The sequence below is a fragment of the Pseudonocardia sp. Ae717_Ps2 genome, assembly GCF_001932475.1.
Classification (GTDB): domain Bacteria; phylum Actinomycetota; class Actinomycetes; order Mycobacteriales; family Pseudonocardiaceae; genus Pseudonocardia.
Map to the genome: position 1 here is coordinate 759,866 of NZ_MCIS01000001.1, position 14,495 is coordinate 774,360.

General features: G+C 67.5%; 9 protein-coding genes. 4 read left to right on the forward strand and 5 right to left on the reverse strand.

Features of this window, described 5'->3' with window-relative positions:
• Positions 1-363 precede the first annotated feature (363 nt).
• The 3 genes from Ae717Ps2_RS40210 to Ae717Ps2_RS03820 form a co-directional block, all read right to left on the reverse strand.
• Positions 364-1,782, reverse strand: coding sequence for an NlpC/P60 family protein (locus Ae717Ps2_RS40210; RefSeq protein ID WP_369804810.1), 1,419 nt, complete (start codon positions 1,780-1,782; stop codon positions 364-366).
• Positions 1,783-1,920: 138 nt separating this feature from the next.
• Positions 1,921-2,502: a hypothetical protein gene (locus tag Ae717Ps2_RS03810; RefSeq protein WP_143510295.1), complete on the reverse strand. Its 582-nt coding sequence runs from the start codon at positions 2,500-2,502 to the stop codon at positions 1,921-1,923.
• A gap of 1,631 nt (positions 2,503-4,133) precedes the next feature.
• A complete protein-coding gene (locus tag Ae717Ps2_RS03820; RefSeq protein ID WP_075333030.1) occupies positions 4,134-6,590 on the reverse strand; it encodes an RHS repeat-associated core domain-containing protein in 2,457 nt (818 codons plus the stop codon).
• A 70-nt stretch (positions 6,591-6,660) separates the two neighbouring features.
• Here Ae717Ps2_RS03820 and Ae717Ps2_RS38075 point away from each other — a divergent pair, with 70 nt between their 5' ends.
• Together Ae717Ps2_RS38075 and Ae717Ps2_RS03830 are read left to right on the forward strand one after the other, a co-directional pair.
• Positions 6,661-6,948: a transposase gene (locus tag Ae717Ps2_RS38075; RefSeq protein WP_075333031.1), complete on the forward strand. Its 288-nt coding sequence runs from the start codon at positions 6,661-6,663 to the stop codon at positions 6,946-6,948.
• Entirely contained in the window at positions 6,945-7,829 is an 885-nt protein-coding gene (locus Ae717Ps2_RS03830) for an IS3 family transposase (protein ID WP_075333032.1), read from the forward strand. The genes Ae717Ps2_RS38075 and Ae717Ps2_RS03830 overlap by 4 nt, the downstream gene beginning before the upstream one ends.
• A gap of 7 nt (positions 7,830-7,836) precedes the next feature.
• Here the strand turns inward: Ae717Ps2_RS03830 and Ae717Ps2_RS03835 are convergent, their stop codons facing one another.
• Positions 7,837-9,099: a hypothetical protein gene (locus Ae717Ps2_RS03835; RefSeq protein ID WP_075333033.1), complete on the reverse strand. Its 1,263-nt coding sequence runs from the start codon at positions 9,097-9,099 to the stop codon at positions 7,837-7,839.
• A 39-nt stretch (positions 9,100-9,138) separates the two neighbouring features.
• Between Ae717Ps2_RS03835 and Ae717Ps2_RS38080 the strand changes: the two genes are divergently transcribed.
• Positions 9,139-9,426: a transposase gene (locus Ae717Ps2_RS38080; protein WP_075333031.1), complete on the forward strand. Its 288-nt coding sequence runs from the start codon at positions 9,139-9,141 to the stop codon at positions 9,424-9,426.
• Positions 9,423-10,307: an IS3 family transposase gene (locus tag Ae717Ps2_RS03845; RefSeq protein WP_075333032.1), complete on the forward strand. Its 885-nt coding sequence runs from the start codon at positions 9,423-9,425 to the stop codon at positions 10,305-10,307. Before Ae717Ps2_RS38080 ends, Ae717Ps2_RS03845 begins: the two co-directional genes overlap by 4 nt.
• On the opposite strand, the gene Ae717Ps2_RS03850 is transcribed toward Ae717Ps2_RS03845, so the two are convergent.
• Positions 10,304-13,939: an RICIN domain-containing protein gene (locus tag Ae717Ps2_RS03850; protein ID WP_158071453.1), complete on the reverse strand. Its 3,636-nt coding sequence runs from the start codon at positions 13,937-13,939 to the stop codon at positions 10,304-10,306. The two genes, Ae717Ps2_RS03845 and Ae717Ps2_RS03850, sit on opposite strands and share 4 nt — an antisense overlap.
• Positions 13,940-14,495 lie beyond the last annotated feature (556 nt).

Consider the following 14,495-nt stretch of genomic DNA (forward strand, 5'->3'; position numbering starts at 1 on the left):
TGGCGCTGATCATGAGCATCTATGCGGAGGCTGTGAGGCGCCGCCGCGCCGGCGCCGTCTACCCGGTCGCCGGAGGGGGCGGCCCACTCCGCCAGTCCGACCTGCATGCACTGCACCGCATGTGTGCCGGTCCGGTCGTCATGGCAGCTGCGCCTCGACGGCATCGGCCCCAGCCACGGTGCCACCGCCGTCGCGGGCCCGGGTGCGCATCCGGTCGATGCTGTCGCGGATTCGCGGACTGGAGGTGAGCTCTCTGACGCCCCATCGCGCGTCCTCCTTCTCGGCTACTGCCAAGTCTGGAGGTGCCTGGGCATCGGGGGTCACTTCAGGAGCGTGACCGGATGGGGCTCTGCGGCGGCGTGGTCAATCGCCATCGGTGATGCGGGTGGTCGGTGATGGCTGCGTCCCGGGGGTGCCGGTGGTGACGTGCCAGTGCCCTTCGCCTGCGGGAGTGAGGACGGTCAGCGGGGCGGTGCTCGTGGCTGCGTCCGCGGTCGCGAGGGTCTGGGTGCCGGTGATCGAGACCGGGACCGACGTCCCGTCGGCGAAGCGCAGCACGAGTTCGCCGCCGGTGGAGGTTGTGCTCAGCGGGTGTGTGAGCCGGACGAGAATCCGCTGGTCCGAGGTCCACGCGCCCGGTTGGGCGGGGAGACCGTCGCTGCCGCGGTCGACCGCGGCCAGTCCGATCACCGACCCGGAGTCGACCAGTGCGATCGGCGGGTGCCCGGTGCCCCACACCGTTGCGGGTGGAGCGGTAGACGGCGCGGCGTCGTCTGGAGCAGGTACCGGTGATGCAGACGTGTCGGGACTGGCAGGCGAGGTCATTCCTGTGGTGGGGGCCGGTGCCGGGTTGGGGGTGGGCATGATCGGTGCCGTGGTGGCAGAGGGGCGGGGGCTCTGCAGCGATGGCTTCGCGCCCGCAATCGGTGTCGTGGGTGCTGCGCTGACGGTGCCGGTCTCGGGCGCGGGGGTGGGTGCTGCGGCATGGCCTGTCGAGGCGTTGGGCAGTGTCGGCGTCAGCGGGGGCGTGGGGACGGGCAGCGGTGGAGCGGGCGGGGCGCGGAAGATCGGCTGGTCCGGGATCCGCGGGTCCGGAAGCTCGGGAACGGCGGGGTCGGGCAGCGACACCGCGCCTGTCCCGGTCGTGGCGGAGCGGGTGGCGCCGATGTAATCGTCGCCGCCCCACCGGAACCAGGCGGTCCGCACCGGCTGGCCGAAGGTCGGGGCGTTCACCATGCGCCCTTGTCCGATGTACATGCCGACGTGGTGGACCTTGGCGTAGGTGCCGTAGAAGACGAGGTCTCCGGGCAGTAGCTCGGTGCCGGCCGGGACACGGGGTCCGTGGCGGAACTGGGTGTGGGCGGTGCGCGGTAGCGCCACACCGGCCTTGGCATAGGCGAAGGTCGTGAGTCCGGAGCAGTCGAATCCGCGGTGCCCGTTCTCCGGCCCGTTGCCGCCCCACACGTAGGGCAGCCCGATCTGCTGCAGCGCAACCCGCACCGCGAGCTGTGCCCGCTGCTGTTCAGATGCCCCGCCCACCGCTGCCACCTCGACGACCGCGCCGGTCGGCTCCACGTGGCTCACATCGTCGGTGTGGAGCGCCTCATCGATTCGCGGCCCGAGTACCGGCCCGAGTGGGTTCGGTAGCGAGTTACCGGCTGGCGAGGGCGGGCGCGCCTCGAGTACCGCGGCCGGTGCTGGTTGGGCGATCAGCGTGCCATCGATCGGGGACAGGAACAGCGCCGCGTACCACCACACCAGCCCGGCCGAGATCGCTGCCACGGCGACCCACACTCCCCGTTCTCCACGCTCGACCGCCTCTGGCCGACGAGTAGCGGTGCTTGGTCTGCGGGGTCTGCGGCGGGCGATCACCGTCGACTTCCTTCACCGCGGAACTGCTGGACCTGCCGGCCGGTCATGTCAGGAGTTCCCTGCCGGGTAGAAGGCGACCCACTCGAACTCCGCCCGAGCTGGTACCGCGTCGGCTGTGGGGGAGGACTGGACCCACAGCCTGAGCTGTACCGGGTGCTCACTGGTAGCGGGCGCCGGGACCAGCGGAGCTTCCTGGAGCAGGCGCCCGTCGAGGAACAGCCGGGTCGACGAAGCCGTGCGCTCGACAGCCCAGTGCTGCCACGCAGGCGTCCCGTGAGCGACGGAGGCCTGTTCGACCATCCGGGAATCCAGATGCGGCTCCTCGCCTAGACCGGCGACCTGGCTCTCGATCCCGCCGACGGGCACAAGATCCATGCCCACGACGGCGGACGGATCCGCACTGGGCTGGACCCGGACTCGCATCTCCCATCGGCCGACCGCCGCCTGCGGCGCCCAGACCGCGACTGTCGCCCCGCTGGGTGCGGCTGCTCCCGGCGTCTCGGCAAGGGAGGCCAGCGGCCCGTGCAAGATGGTGACCTGGTCGTCGACGGTGAGGCGATCAGATCCGGATGTCATTGCGCCGTCGATGTCGGTCAGTACTGCTGTCCAGCGAGCGATTCCTGCCTCCACACGATGAATCTCGGCCGGAACGCCCCACGGCGTCGCGCCTGCCGCCGTCCCGGGACCTCCCGGGAGCACCGGCTGGACCGAGGGAACGGGCGATGCAGAGGGCATCGCTGAGGGCGAAGGGCGAGGAGGCACTGGTGCTGGGGCGGTGCTGCTCGGCTGTGAGTGGGGAGTGGGGGAAGGTGGCCTCGGAGCCGGAGCCGGAGCCGGAGCCGGAGCCGGAGCCGGAGCCGGAGCCGGAGCCGGAGCCGGAGCCGGAGCCGGAGCCGGAGCCGGAGCCGGAGCCGGAGCCGGAGCCGGAGCCGGAGCCGGAGCCGGAGCCGGAGCCGGAGCCGGAGCCGGAGCCACGACCTGCCCTGCCGCCACCGTGCTATCGCCGAGAGGCGGACCGGACGGCGCAGGAGGGACCTCAGGACCCACCGCGATGACTTCGTAGCCGGGCGCCGCTGCTGGCGGGCTATCACTGTCAACCGTCGGCCCCGATATCACCGCCGACGGCACACCACCGTCAGCAGGGGCTGGCATGGCGACTGCGGGCGGGGGCACCTCGCTCCACGTCCCTCCTGTCCCATCTGGCCCAGCCGCGGCCGGCCCTACTGGTACGACTGCCATCGCTTCCCAGTCGGTTGTGGTGTCAGGTGGGGAAGACTCGGTAGCTGCTCTAGGAACTGTTGCGCCGACAGGAGAGGGAGAACAGAACAGGAGGACTATAGTCGCGGAGATCGCGAACAAGAATTGCAAACCTCCCGCAGTTCCGTTTGGTGTGCGCACTCGTCGTCTCCTGTTGAGCGAGATATCCGGAAAGAGTGACCAGGCTTGCTTTTCGCCATTGTGGATCGCGGAGCGCGCAGCAAGCATGCTCAGTGCGAGTTGTGCGAGATCGTCCAGACCGATACCTGAGATGGCATAATTCGGCTACGAGTTCAGCTCAACGCTGGTGCGGTACTAATCAAAGTGGTCGATACTTGAGTATCGGAGCTCGGGTTCTCGTTGCCGACGCTCGGAACCCTGACTCACTGAGGTCGGCCACCGGTCGGGGAGCTAGCTGCTTTAGAGGCTAGGGCGTGGGATTCTCCGCTTCTGTGCATGGGTCAGCATCATCGAGCTTAAGGTCTACATCTGATGCCAAGGAAGATCTGAGTCTTCGAATAGCATTCTCCAAGTGGTGACTGGGAAGCTCTCTGACGGCGGCTTGAAATCATCCAGGGTGCGCTCCAGGTCGGTCGCAGTTAGAACCGCGTAGCCATTGCGTACGAGGATGCGAATAATCTCCTCGCCGCGAGTGGACAGTGGCTGCGTTGTCTCAGTAAGAATGTCTTCGCGTCGGATCTCGTCGACTTCGGGTGGGGTTTCCACGGCTAGAGAGAACGGTCCGACTCGGGATATCCAGATTGTCCATTGAGGCTGACGGGAGAGGCTTAGTCTGCGTGGTGGGTCAACAGTAACTCGAAAGCTGACTCCATCGTCCTCGTCTGTCCAGTCGCGAACCCGGCCAATCTTGCCCAGTTCAGGGATGACCGAAGTCCAGATCTTCTCCCGCTGCCTCTCGGTCAAGAACTGGAAGTTTGGAGCCTGTAGATCTCCGTACGCTGCACGTGCGGCTTTGAGAATTTCTTCTTGTCTTCTAGAGAACTCTATCGCCATGGTGATCCATGAATCCCTCCTGTTTTAGGGTTCTGGCTGACGCGAACAGACTTCTGCATCCTACCTCCAGGCGAGACCCGTCCGACTGGCCATGGAAATCTCATCACTCGGATGTGTGAGGCGCTCCGTGCCTTACGCCCGAGCAGCCAAGCTATTCGAGTATGGACGTTCGCCCAGCGCCGACCGAAGAAGAAGAACGAGTTCTTCTTTCCTGGCCTGGTCTTCAGGCGATTACGGTATTCGGAAGTTCCACGAATGTGGCCGTTCTGGCGGGCAATATCGATCCTTGAGCTGATTCGTCTGAAGCCTGCACGGAAGCCTGCTCTGGCGTGTGAGGTCTTACCTGCGACCCGGATAATGCGAAGGCCAACCTTGACGGCGGCTCCAGCTCCGACGGCGTTAGCTGCGCCTACTAGTGCCATCTGGGCGGCTCTTCGCCAGTTTCCGGTTGACGCGTAGCTAATTGCGGCTACTCCTGCGCCAATCATTCCGATGGGGCCTGGAACCCAACTGGCCAACTCTCCGACTCGTGCAGCGACGCGAGCGACAGAGCGGAAGGCGGACCGCCAGCTCCACTTGCCGTCCAGGTCGCTGCAGTTGATGGGGTCGCCGCTGCAGTAGTCGTAAGCGGTGGCGTTGCCTCCAGGTTCGGAGTCGGCCTGCAGGAAGCGGCCGGATCCGGGGTCGTAGACCCGGGCACCCATGAGAACGGTGTCGCCGAGCGTCTCGCTGGATCGTTGCTTTCCGCCAAGCCATCCGTAGCGAGTGGTTCCGGCGGCAGGAGTGTCGCTGGAAGGTGCTCCGAACTCGTCGCTGTCGAGCACCGTCGCGGCACCGGTGGTGCCGGCGGAGTCGACGGGGACGGTGGTCATGACGTCGCCGTGCAGGTTGAGTAGCTGCAGGGTGATGTTTCCGTCGAGGGCGGTGGTGGCGGCGAGGTCGCCGTCGGGGCCTTCGATGTTGCGGGTGAGGTTGTCGGGCTGGGTGATGTCTTCGGCGATCCAGCGGGGTTCGTCGTTGTCGGCGCCGTAGTGGTTGATCTTGGTGTAGTTGTTCAGCCAGTTTCCACTGACGTTGCGTTCGCTGGTGATCGCTCGGAAGCGGTGTCCGGGGTCGAGGGTCCAGGACATGCGCTGGTCGCCTTGTTGTTGGGAGGCGACGAGGTCGTTGGTGTAGTAGGTGCTGGTCAGGCCTGCGGGTGTGGTGGTGATGCGGCCGAAGGCGTCGTAGGTGTAGCCGGTGTCGGTGATGCGGTCAGCGGAGTCGTAGGTGTGGGTCTCGGATTGCGCGGGGTCCCCGGAGGCGGGGCAGACCCCGGCGGAGCTTCCGGTGCGGGTGGTCTTGCCGGTGCGGTTGGAGCGCCGGTCATAGGTGTAGTCGCGGATGGTGCAAGCGCTCGTGGACAGTGCAATCTGAGTCGCCGAGGTGAGCCTGCCCCAGCGGTCATAGGCAAGAGTCTTGTTTGATCCAGGGCCGGTGAGCGAGATGATCTCGCCACGAAGATTCTCGACGCTGTTCGACGAGGCGATGATCATGTTGTCGCTGGCACGGATGTAGGTGCGGCCGGTGACCTCGCCTGCCGGGTCCTGGGTACTGAGCATGCGGACGCCGCCGGGGAGCCCCTGTTCGAGGAGTTGTGAGTCCGGGCCGTAGCGGGCGGTGAAGGTGCCGGCGATGCTGTCGGTCATCGAGGTGAGGAGGCCGCGGGGGTCGATGTCGCGGTCGTAGGTGAAGGTCTGGGTGGTGCCGAGGCTGTCGGTGATCTTGAACGGTTTGCCGTACTGATCGAACTCGGTGGTGGTGGTTGCGCCGTCGGCATCGGTATAGCTGCGCAACCGGCCAAGAAGGTCGTAGCCGCGGGTGATGGTCGCGCCGTCGGGCAGAGACGTGGTGATGGCATTGCCCGAGACGGAGTCGTAGTTCGTAGTGACCTTTCCGACCGAGGTGCCGACATTGCCGGTGAGCTCGACGGCGGTCACGCGGTCGGCGAGGTCGAAGGTGGTGATGGTGGTGCGAGTCTCGTTCGCGACGGTCTCGGATACCCGAGTGGCTTCGCCGAATCGGTTGTAGGACTCGACTCGCTTGGAGGGAAGTAGGGTGGTCATTCTTGCTGGATCGTGTCCAGCTACTGCCCCACCGACGGTGGTCATGCACGCGGATCCGGCCCATTCAGGGCGGTTTCCGCAGCCTGCGTCGGCTGAGTTGGTGCCGGCGGTGTAGAAGACAGCTTTCGTGGTGCCGGCGTCGGTGCCGGTGGCGTCGATCTTGCGGGATTCGATGGCGCGGCCGCGGTCGTCGAGCTTGACCTGGGTCGTGAGTGGTGCGCCGGTGGGCCCTTCCGCGTCGAGGGTGGTGCTGGTCGCGGCGCGCATGGCCCAGCCAGAGACACCGCCGAGGGCGGCGTCGTAGCCGGTCTTGGTGACCCGGACGTCCTGCAGGCCGGTCATGCCGATGGACCGTTCCCGATCTTGTAGACACCGGTCGTAGACTGCCGCTGATCGCAGCGGAGGGGATCGCGTGGCGACACGCCGCCATTTCACCCAGGAGTATAAGGACCAGGCCGTCAGTCTTGTCCTCGATTCCGGCCGAACAATCGCCGAGGTAGCGAAGAGTATCGGCGTCCACGAGATGACGTTAGGCAAGTGGGTGAAGAAAGCACGCGAATCCGGGCAGGTCCCGGACACGGACCTGTCCGAACCGGAGCGGGCCGAGCTGGAACGGCTCCGCAAGGAGAACACGACCCTGCGAATGGAGCGGGACTTCGCAAAAAAAGTAGCGACCTGGTTCGCGAAAGAACAGCCGTGAAATACGCGGCGATCGCGGACTGGGCAACCGAGGGCGAGTATCCGGTCACGTTCATGTGCGCCCAGCTCGGCGTGGCCCGACAGGGCTACTACCGGTGGCTCAAGACCGGACCCAGCCAGCGGGAACGCACCGACGCCGAGCTCACCGACACGATCCGAGAGATCCACCACGACCTGCGCGGTGACCCCGGCGTGCGCCGGGTGTGGGCCGAGCTGGTCGCTCGCGGCCACCGGACCGCCCGCAAGCGGGTCTGGCGGCTCATGCGCGCCGCCGGCCTGCAAGGCCGCCACCCTCACACCTGGCGCAAGACGACCGTCGCAGGTCTACGCCCGATCGACGCCCCGGACCTGATCGGGCGTGACTTCACCGCCGAGGCTCCCGACACCCGCTGGTGCGGCGACATCACCTACATCCAGACGGTCGACGGCTGGGCCTACCTCGCCACCGTGATCGACCTGCACTCCCGCAAGGTCGTCGGCTACGCCGTGGCCGACCACCTGCGCACCAACCTGATCATCGAGGCCCTCGCCGCCGCCCTGCTCACCCGCCGCCCACCAGCCGGAGTGATCATGCACAGCGACCGCGGGACGCAATACACGAGCCGGGAGTTCACCGACTTCTGCGCCGCCAACAATGTGGCCCGATCGATGGGCCGACGCGCCACCTGCTTCGACAACGCCGTCGCCGAGTCGTTCTTCGCCAGCTACAAGAAAGAACTCATCCACACCCGGCCATGGAACGACGTCACCGAGGTCCGACAGCAGACATTCGCGTGGATCGAGAGCTACTACAACCGTCGCAGACGGCACTCCACCCTCGGATACTTGACACCCACCGAATACGAGCTAGGATTCAGGAAAATAACCGACTTGGCAGCCTAAACCGGCGTCAAAGAAATCGGGAACACTCCACGACGACCTGCGCTCCGCTGCGTTCAGTAGTGATTAGGTGGTAGTTGGTGCCGTCGGGTTTGCCTTCGTCGTAGGTGTTCACGACCTGGGCGCGGGCGTTGACCAACTCGTCGGGGTCGGCGTTGAACGCGAGCCGCTGGATCGGGGCGAGGGAGCTGATCGGGTCGAGGCCGTCGGCGGAGTAGGTGTTCTGAGTGTCGAGCCAGGTGGCGCGGGTGCGGGTGTCGTACTGGGCGAGGCCGAGGTCGGCGAGCTTGGTGTCGGAGTCGGGCAGCTGGCCGAGTGCCAAGGCCCGGTTGGATGCTTCGAGGACGCGGGTGGTGTTGCCGAAGCGGTCGTACTCGACGGTGTCGATGTATCCGCCGGGCGTGGCGGTGTTGACCTCCTTCGCCGAGGCGTTGAGGTAGTGCACCGTCGCTGCGGCGTAGCCGTCAGGGCCGGGGGAGGAGCTGGTCGCGGTGGGTGTGTTCGTCGGGTCCTCGGGGCCGAACACTGCGGTGGCGTCTGTGGGTAGGTCGGCCTGGGACCAGGCCGCCGCGGAGGGGCCGTCGAGGTCATACGGGCCGCCGGCACCGCGGGTGAGCGGCACGTTGTAGACGATGGTGGTGGCGATCTCGTCGCCGAGCTGGTCGGCGGTGCCGGGGACGAGGCTGGGGCGGCGGACCTTGAGCAGCCGGCCCGGGTTGGTGTCGGGGACCGGCGAGATCCCGAGGGTGCCGGCGGCGCCGTAGTCGTAGTTCCACGGCAGCTCACCGGTGGCCGATGCCGAGGTGACGCGGCCGTCGGCGTCGTAGCTGTAGACGGTCTTGATGGGCTGCGGCAGGCGTGGGTCCCATGCTTCGCGCAGCCGGCCGAACTCGTCGTAGGCGTAGCGGGCGACGTCGATGCGCTCCATCGCCCCGTTGGCCGGGTTCGTCGTCCAGGCCGCGACCGCGCGGACCTGCCCGGCGGTGTCGCCGAGCTGGCCCGGGGCCGCGGTGGTGGCGGTGGCGTAGGAGTACTCCAGCGCCTCGCAGCCCCGGGCCGGGGTGGTGGCGGCACAGTCGCCGACACCGGTCTCGGCGGGTGCGATGACCCGGCGGACGCGGACGACGTCGTCGACGGTCTCGTAGACGTAGCGGGTGGTGGCGGCCTGGATCGGCGGCGCGGTGGATGAGACGAGGTACGGGCCGATGGCAGCGGCACGGTCGAAGGTGGTCAGGGTGCCGTCGGTGTGGACCGTTCCCGATCTTGTAGACACCGGTCGTAGACTGCCGCTGATCGCAGCGGAGGGGATCGCGTGGCGACACGCCGCCATTTCACCCAGGAGTATAAGGACCAGGCCGTCAGTCTTGTCCTCGATTCCGGCCGAACAATCGCCGAGGTAGCGAAGAGTATCGGCGTCCACGAGATGACGTTAGGCAAGTGGGTGAAGAAAGCACGCGAATCCGGGCAGGTCCCGGACACGGACCTGTCCGAACCGGAGCGGGCCGAGCTGGAACGGCTCCGCAAGGAGAACACGACCCTGCGAATGGAGCGGGACTTCGCAAAAAAAGTAGCGACCTGGTTCGCGAAAGAACAGCCGTGAAATACGCGGCGATCGCGGACTGGGCAACCGAGGGCGAGTATCCGGTCACGTTCATGTGCGCCCAGCTCGGCGTGGCCCGACAGGGCTACTACCGGTGGCTCAAGACCGGACCCAGCCAGCGGGAACGCACCGACGCCGAGCTCACCGACACGATCCGAGAGATCCACCACGACCTGCGCGGTGACCCCGGCGTGCGCCGGGTGTGGGCCGAGCTGGTCGCTCGCGGCCACCGGACCGCCCGCAAGCGGGTCTGGCGGCTCATGCGCGCCGCCGGCCTGCAAGGCCGCCACCCTCACACCTGGCGCAAGACGACCGTCGCAGGTCTACGCCCGATCGACGCCCCGGACCTGATCGGGCGTGACTTCACCGCCGAGGCTCCCGACACCCGCTGGTGCGGCGACATCACCTACATCCAGACGGTCGACGGCTGGGCCTACCTCGCCACCGTGATCGACCTGCACTCCCGCAAGGTCGTCGGCTACGCCGTGGCCGACCACCTGCGCACCAACCTGATCATCGAGGCCCTCGCCGCCGCCCTGCTCACCCGCCGCCCACCAGCCGGAGTGATCATGCACAGCGACCGCGGGACGCAATACACGAGCCGGGAGTTCACCGACTTCTGCGCCGCCAACAATGTGGCCCGATCGATGGGCCGACGCGCCACCTGCTTCGACAACGCCGTCGCCGAGTCGTTCTTCGCCAGCTACAAGAAAGAACTCATCCACACCCGGCCATGGAACGACGTCACCGAGGTCCGACAGCAGACATTCGCGTGGATCGAGAGCTACTACAACCGTCGCAGACGGCACTCCACCCTCGGATACTTGACACCCACCGAATACGAGCTAGGATTCAGGAAAATAACCGACTTGGCAGCCTAAACCGGCGTCAAAGAAATCGGGAACACTCCAGTGTCGGCGAGGGTGAAGGTGTTCCCGTTCTGGGACAGGGTCAGGTCCTCGGCGCCGGGTTCGGGGAAGTAGACCCCGTTCGCGGCGCGGGTGAACCACACCTTCCCGCCGTCGACCATGTCGATCTGCACGACGTTGTCCAGATCCACGGTCAGGCGGGAGTAGTCGACCTCAGCAGCCTCGACTGAGATCCCGCCGAGCCACTGCGGCCCGAAGGGGGCGACGAGCTCGCGCACCGACAGGTCATCGATCAGTACCGTCTTGCCGGAGCCGGGGGCTTGGCCGTTGTAGAGGCGGATGAACGCCTCGGTAGCACCCGCGGGGATCGGAACCTCGACCTTCAGCTCGACCCAGGCATCGGTGACGGTGGGCTTGGGTGTGGAGATTGCCTGGTAGGCGCCGGCGGCGTTCTTGATGACCACGGTGATGGTCTGGCCGCGCGGGTCGGGCGGGTTGATGCCGGTGGCGGCGGGGACATACATCCAGCCCGAGACGCGGTAGAGGCGTCCGGCGCGCATCCCGAGGCGCATCGCGCCGGCGTCGGCCTCGATCGCGGCGAAGGTGTCGGTGCCGGTCCCGGTGGCGGGTGGGGTGATCTGCAGGGACTCGGTGCTCTCGTGGCCGCGGTCGGTCACCCGGGCCAGCGTCGAGGCCGTGGGGGCGAACCCGGCGGTGTCGGTGCTGATCTTCTGCTGGTTGACGGTGAGACGTTCGCGCTGGGGCTGGTAACCGGCGCGGGGGTCACGTGAGGAGGCCGAGCGGGTCACCGAGAGGCCGAACTCTTCGACGTCGGTGGAGGCTTGGTCGAGGTCGCCGGTGAGCAGGTTCAGCGATGCCCCGCCGATGTCCTCGGCTTCGGCGCCGTCAGCGTCAGGGTCGACGATCGCGGTCTGCCACGCCGTCGAGTACGGGTTCGACCCCTGGGCGTCGGTGGCGAGGATGGCCTTGACCTGCACGACGCCGGTGACCGAGCCGAGGGTGTCGGTCGCGGTCCAGACCGCGAGCCCGCCCGGGGCGGGTCCGCCGAGGGAGGCGAGGGGGACAAATCCGGGGTCCATCGGTGCGCCGTCGCCGCGGCGCAGGTGCGGGGTGGGGATGTCGGCCTCGATCGCCGCGCCGGGGCCGCGACGCCACAGGAACTTCACGTGGGTGAGCTCGGGCGGGGCCTGGACCTGAATCGGAAGGCGGGACACGGTGCGCTGGGACTCGGTGGGTTGCAGGAGCCCGGCGCGGCCGATGTTGAACCGCCACGCGACGACTGCGGACAGGTTCCCGGCGCGGTCCTTGCTGCGCACGTTGAGCACGTGCGACCCGTCCGAGGGCGGGGTGATCGATGCGGTCGCGACGCCGGAGCTGTTCGCGGCGACCTCGGTGGCCGGGGTGGTGTCCAGGCCGTAGACGAACCCGGTCACATCCGGGGAGTTCGAGGGGCGGGTGAAGGTGAACGACCCGGCCTGCCCGGCGCCCTTGTTCCAGCTGCCGTCGGCGGGGTAGTCGCCCGAGGCGACCAGCGGTGCGCCGGGGGCGGTGGTGTCGACGGTGAAGTTCAGCCACTGGACCGTCGCACCGGCGTAGGGGCTGAGGACCATCTTCCAGGTCTGGCAGTTGTTGGAGACCCGTTCCCAGATGACCAGCCTGGTGCCGTTGGTGGTCGAGCAGCTCTGGTCGAGGACCTTGTTCGCGTTCTTCACGGCGAACTTGTAGATGCCGTTGGTGGCGCCCTGGCGCTCGATGCGCCATTTCTGGCAGTCGCCGTTCACCTGGTCGTAGGTGGAGATCGGGTTGCCGTTGGCGGTGGCGCAGTTGGTGTTGTCGATGACCTGTCCGGAATGGCGGACCCGGAACTGGTAGAAGCCGTCGCCGGTGCCCCAGGGGAAGAATTTCTGGCATTCGGCGCCGTTTCCGGGCCATTGGTTGATGGGGGAGCCGTTGGTCTTCGCGCAGCCGCCGACGTCGGCGAACTGGCCGGATCTCTCCGAGCGCAGGGCGACCCAGCCGTCGTCGGCGATGTTGCGGGACCCGTCGATCGTGGTCGCCCGGAACCGGTAGGTCTTGCCCTCCTGCAGCAGCCCGGCCGGGACCTTCCACTGGGCGACGCTGCCCGAGGGCACCCCGGAGCGCCAGTAGTCGGTGATCAGGGTGTCGCCCTCGTAGATGTAGAAGGCGGCGGTGACCGCGTCGCCGTCGGGGTCGACCGGGGTGAACGACAGCGTCGGGGTCAGCGAGCGGGTGTAGACCGCGCTGTTGGTGCCGCCGCGGTCGGAGACGTTCAGGCCGGTGGCGGGCTTGGGGCGGGTGTTGTAGGTGACCGTCAGGTGCGGGGTCGCGCCGCCCTCGGCGCTGGAGAACTTCTTCCACCCCAGGGTGTCGGACTCGTTCTCGGCCTTGAGGACCATCGACCCGGTCGCGACGTTGATCGAGGCCCAGTAGTCCAGCAGGCGGGTCACGTCGTTCTGGGTCCAGGTCGGGCCGCAGGCGTTGTTGCCGCGGGTCACGTTCGACACGGCCCAGCGGGTGTAGGGGTTGGGCTGGTTCGACCAGCGGGTCCCGGTCCCGACCAGCGCGGTGTCCCAGACCTCCCAGTTGCGGGGCTGACAGCCCGAGGAGTGGATCGCGTACAGGTTCAGGTTGGACTGCAGGACCTTGTTCCCGCGGAAACGGGAGACGTCGAAGTGCAGGTAGGAGCGAGCTTTGGTGGTACCGCCGTCGTAGCTGCCCAGGCGGAGCTCGGTCTGCCCGGACTGGTCGGTGTTGGCGATGTTGGACTGGGTGAAGGTGTCGAAGTTCGTCCAGATGGTGATGCCCGGGTCGATCGTCACCGGGTACTGGCGGGCCGGGTCGGCGAGGAACGCGGCGTCCGCGGTCACCGTCGCGGCGACCACTCCGGTCCCGGCGACACCCTGACCGGGGGCGCGGGGCTGGGAGCGCTGCTGCTCGGTCTGGGGCGGTGCGCGCCCCGAGGGCTTGTCCAGCTCGAGGGTGCCGATCTTCTTCACCGTCGCGGGGCTGCCGGAGGCCTCGTCGACGCGGGCGTCCCACATCATCGGGCCGGGGAGCGCGCCGATCACGCTGCCGTCGTCGTCGATGATCTGGGTGTTGCCGTCGGCGTCCGCGCGGGTCTGCACGCCCTTCGCCCGGATCGGCAGGGTGAAGGTCAGATCCCCTGCCGCGGGGCGGGACTTCACCACGAAGAACTGTTCGAACCCGGTCCGGGTCGCCTTCACCTGCAGGTCCACCCCGGGCCGCACCTCCGGGTAGGTCGCCACGTTCCCGGTCAGTACCGGGGCCGGGAGCTTCCCGGGATACTGGACCGCGACCTCACCGGCTGCGCCGGTCACCGCCGCCAGGTCCTGGGCCTTCCCGTCCTGCCCACCAGCACCGGCGAGCACCAGCCCGCGTGGGTGCGCCCCGGGGCGGACCTTGCCGTCCGCGCCGGCCACCAGATCCAGGTTCAGCGGCACCCAGCCGCCCTCACGCTGCACACGGATCGGGCCCGCGTTGAGCTCGGTGGTCTGCGAACCGTCCGGGTTCACCCACGTCGTCTCGGTCTCGGTGCGCTCGGACAGCGCCTCGATCCGCCGGTTCTGCAGCCGTGCGGTCACCCGCGCCGAGTCCACGTCCGCAGCCTCGGCAGGGCCCAGTCGCTGCGCAGTCGTCACTTCCGGAGATGGCGCCGCCGAGGCTTCCGACGGGTCCAGCACGATGACCACACCAATGGCCACGATGAACGCCAGAAACGTCGACATGATCCGCATGCCGGGATGCCACCCCGACTCGTCACTGCCGATCGCCAGGAAGAACGAGAAACGTGAAGGACGAACCGGATCCACTGTAGCCACCCAGAAAGCCGGACCACGGAATCCAATTCCGGATCGATCAGCAGGACACGTTCACCGAGCAACGGAAGCTAAGCCGGGAAACAGGGTGAAGCGCACTCACCCCAAGGGCTACGAACAGGACCGAAACCGACAACCCCACCAGTCGCCTCAGTCCCAAGTGGACGCGCGCAACCCCCGATCGTGTCGTTTGGACGATCGCGAGGCGGTAACCCTCGACGCCGCCAAGGACTGTGTGACAACGCAGCTGTCGCGTTCGGACACTGCGGGCACCGATTGCGCGGCAGCGCGACCGGGATGTGTGGGGGCCGCCGGGGAGTCC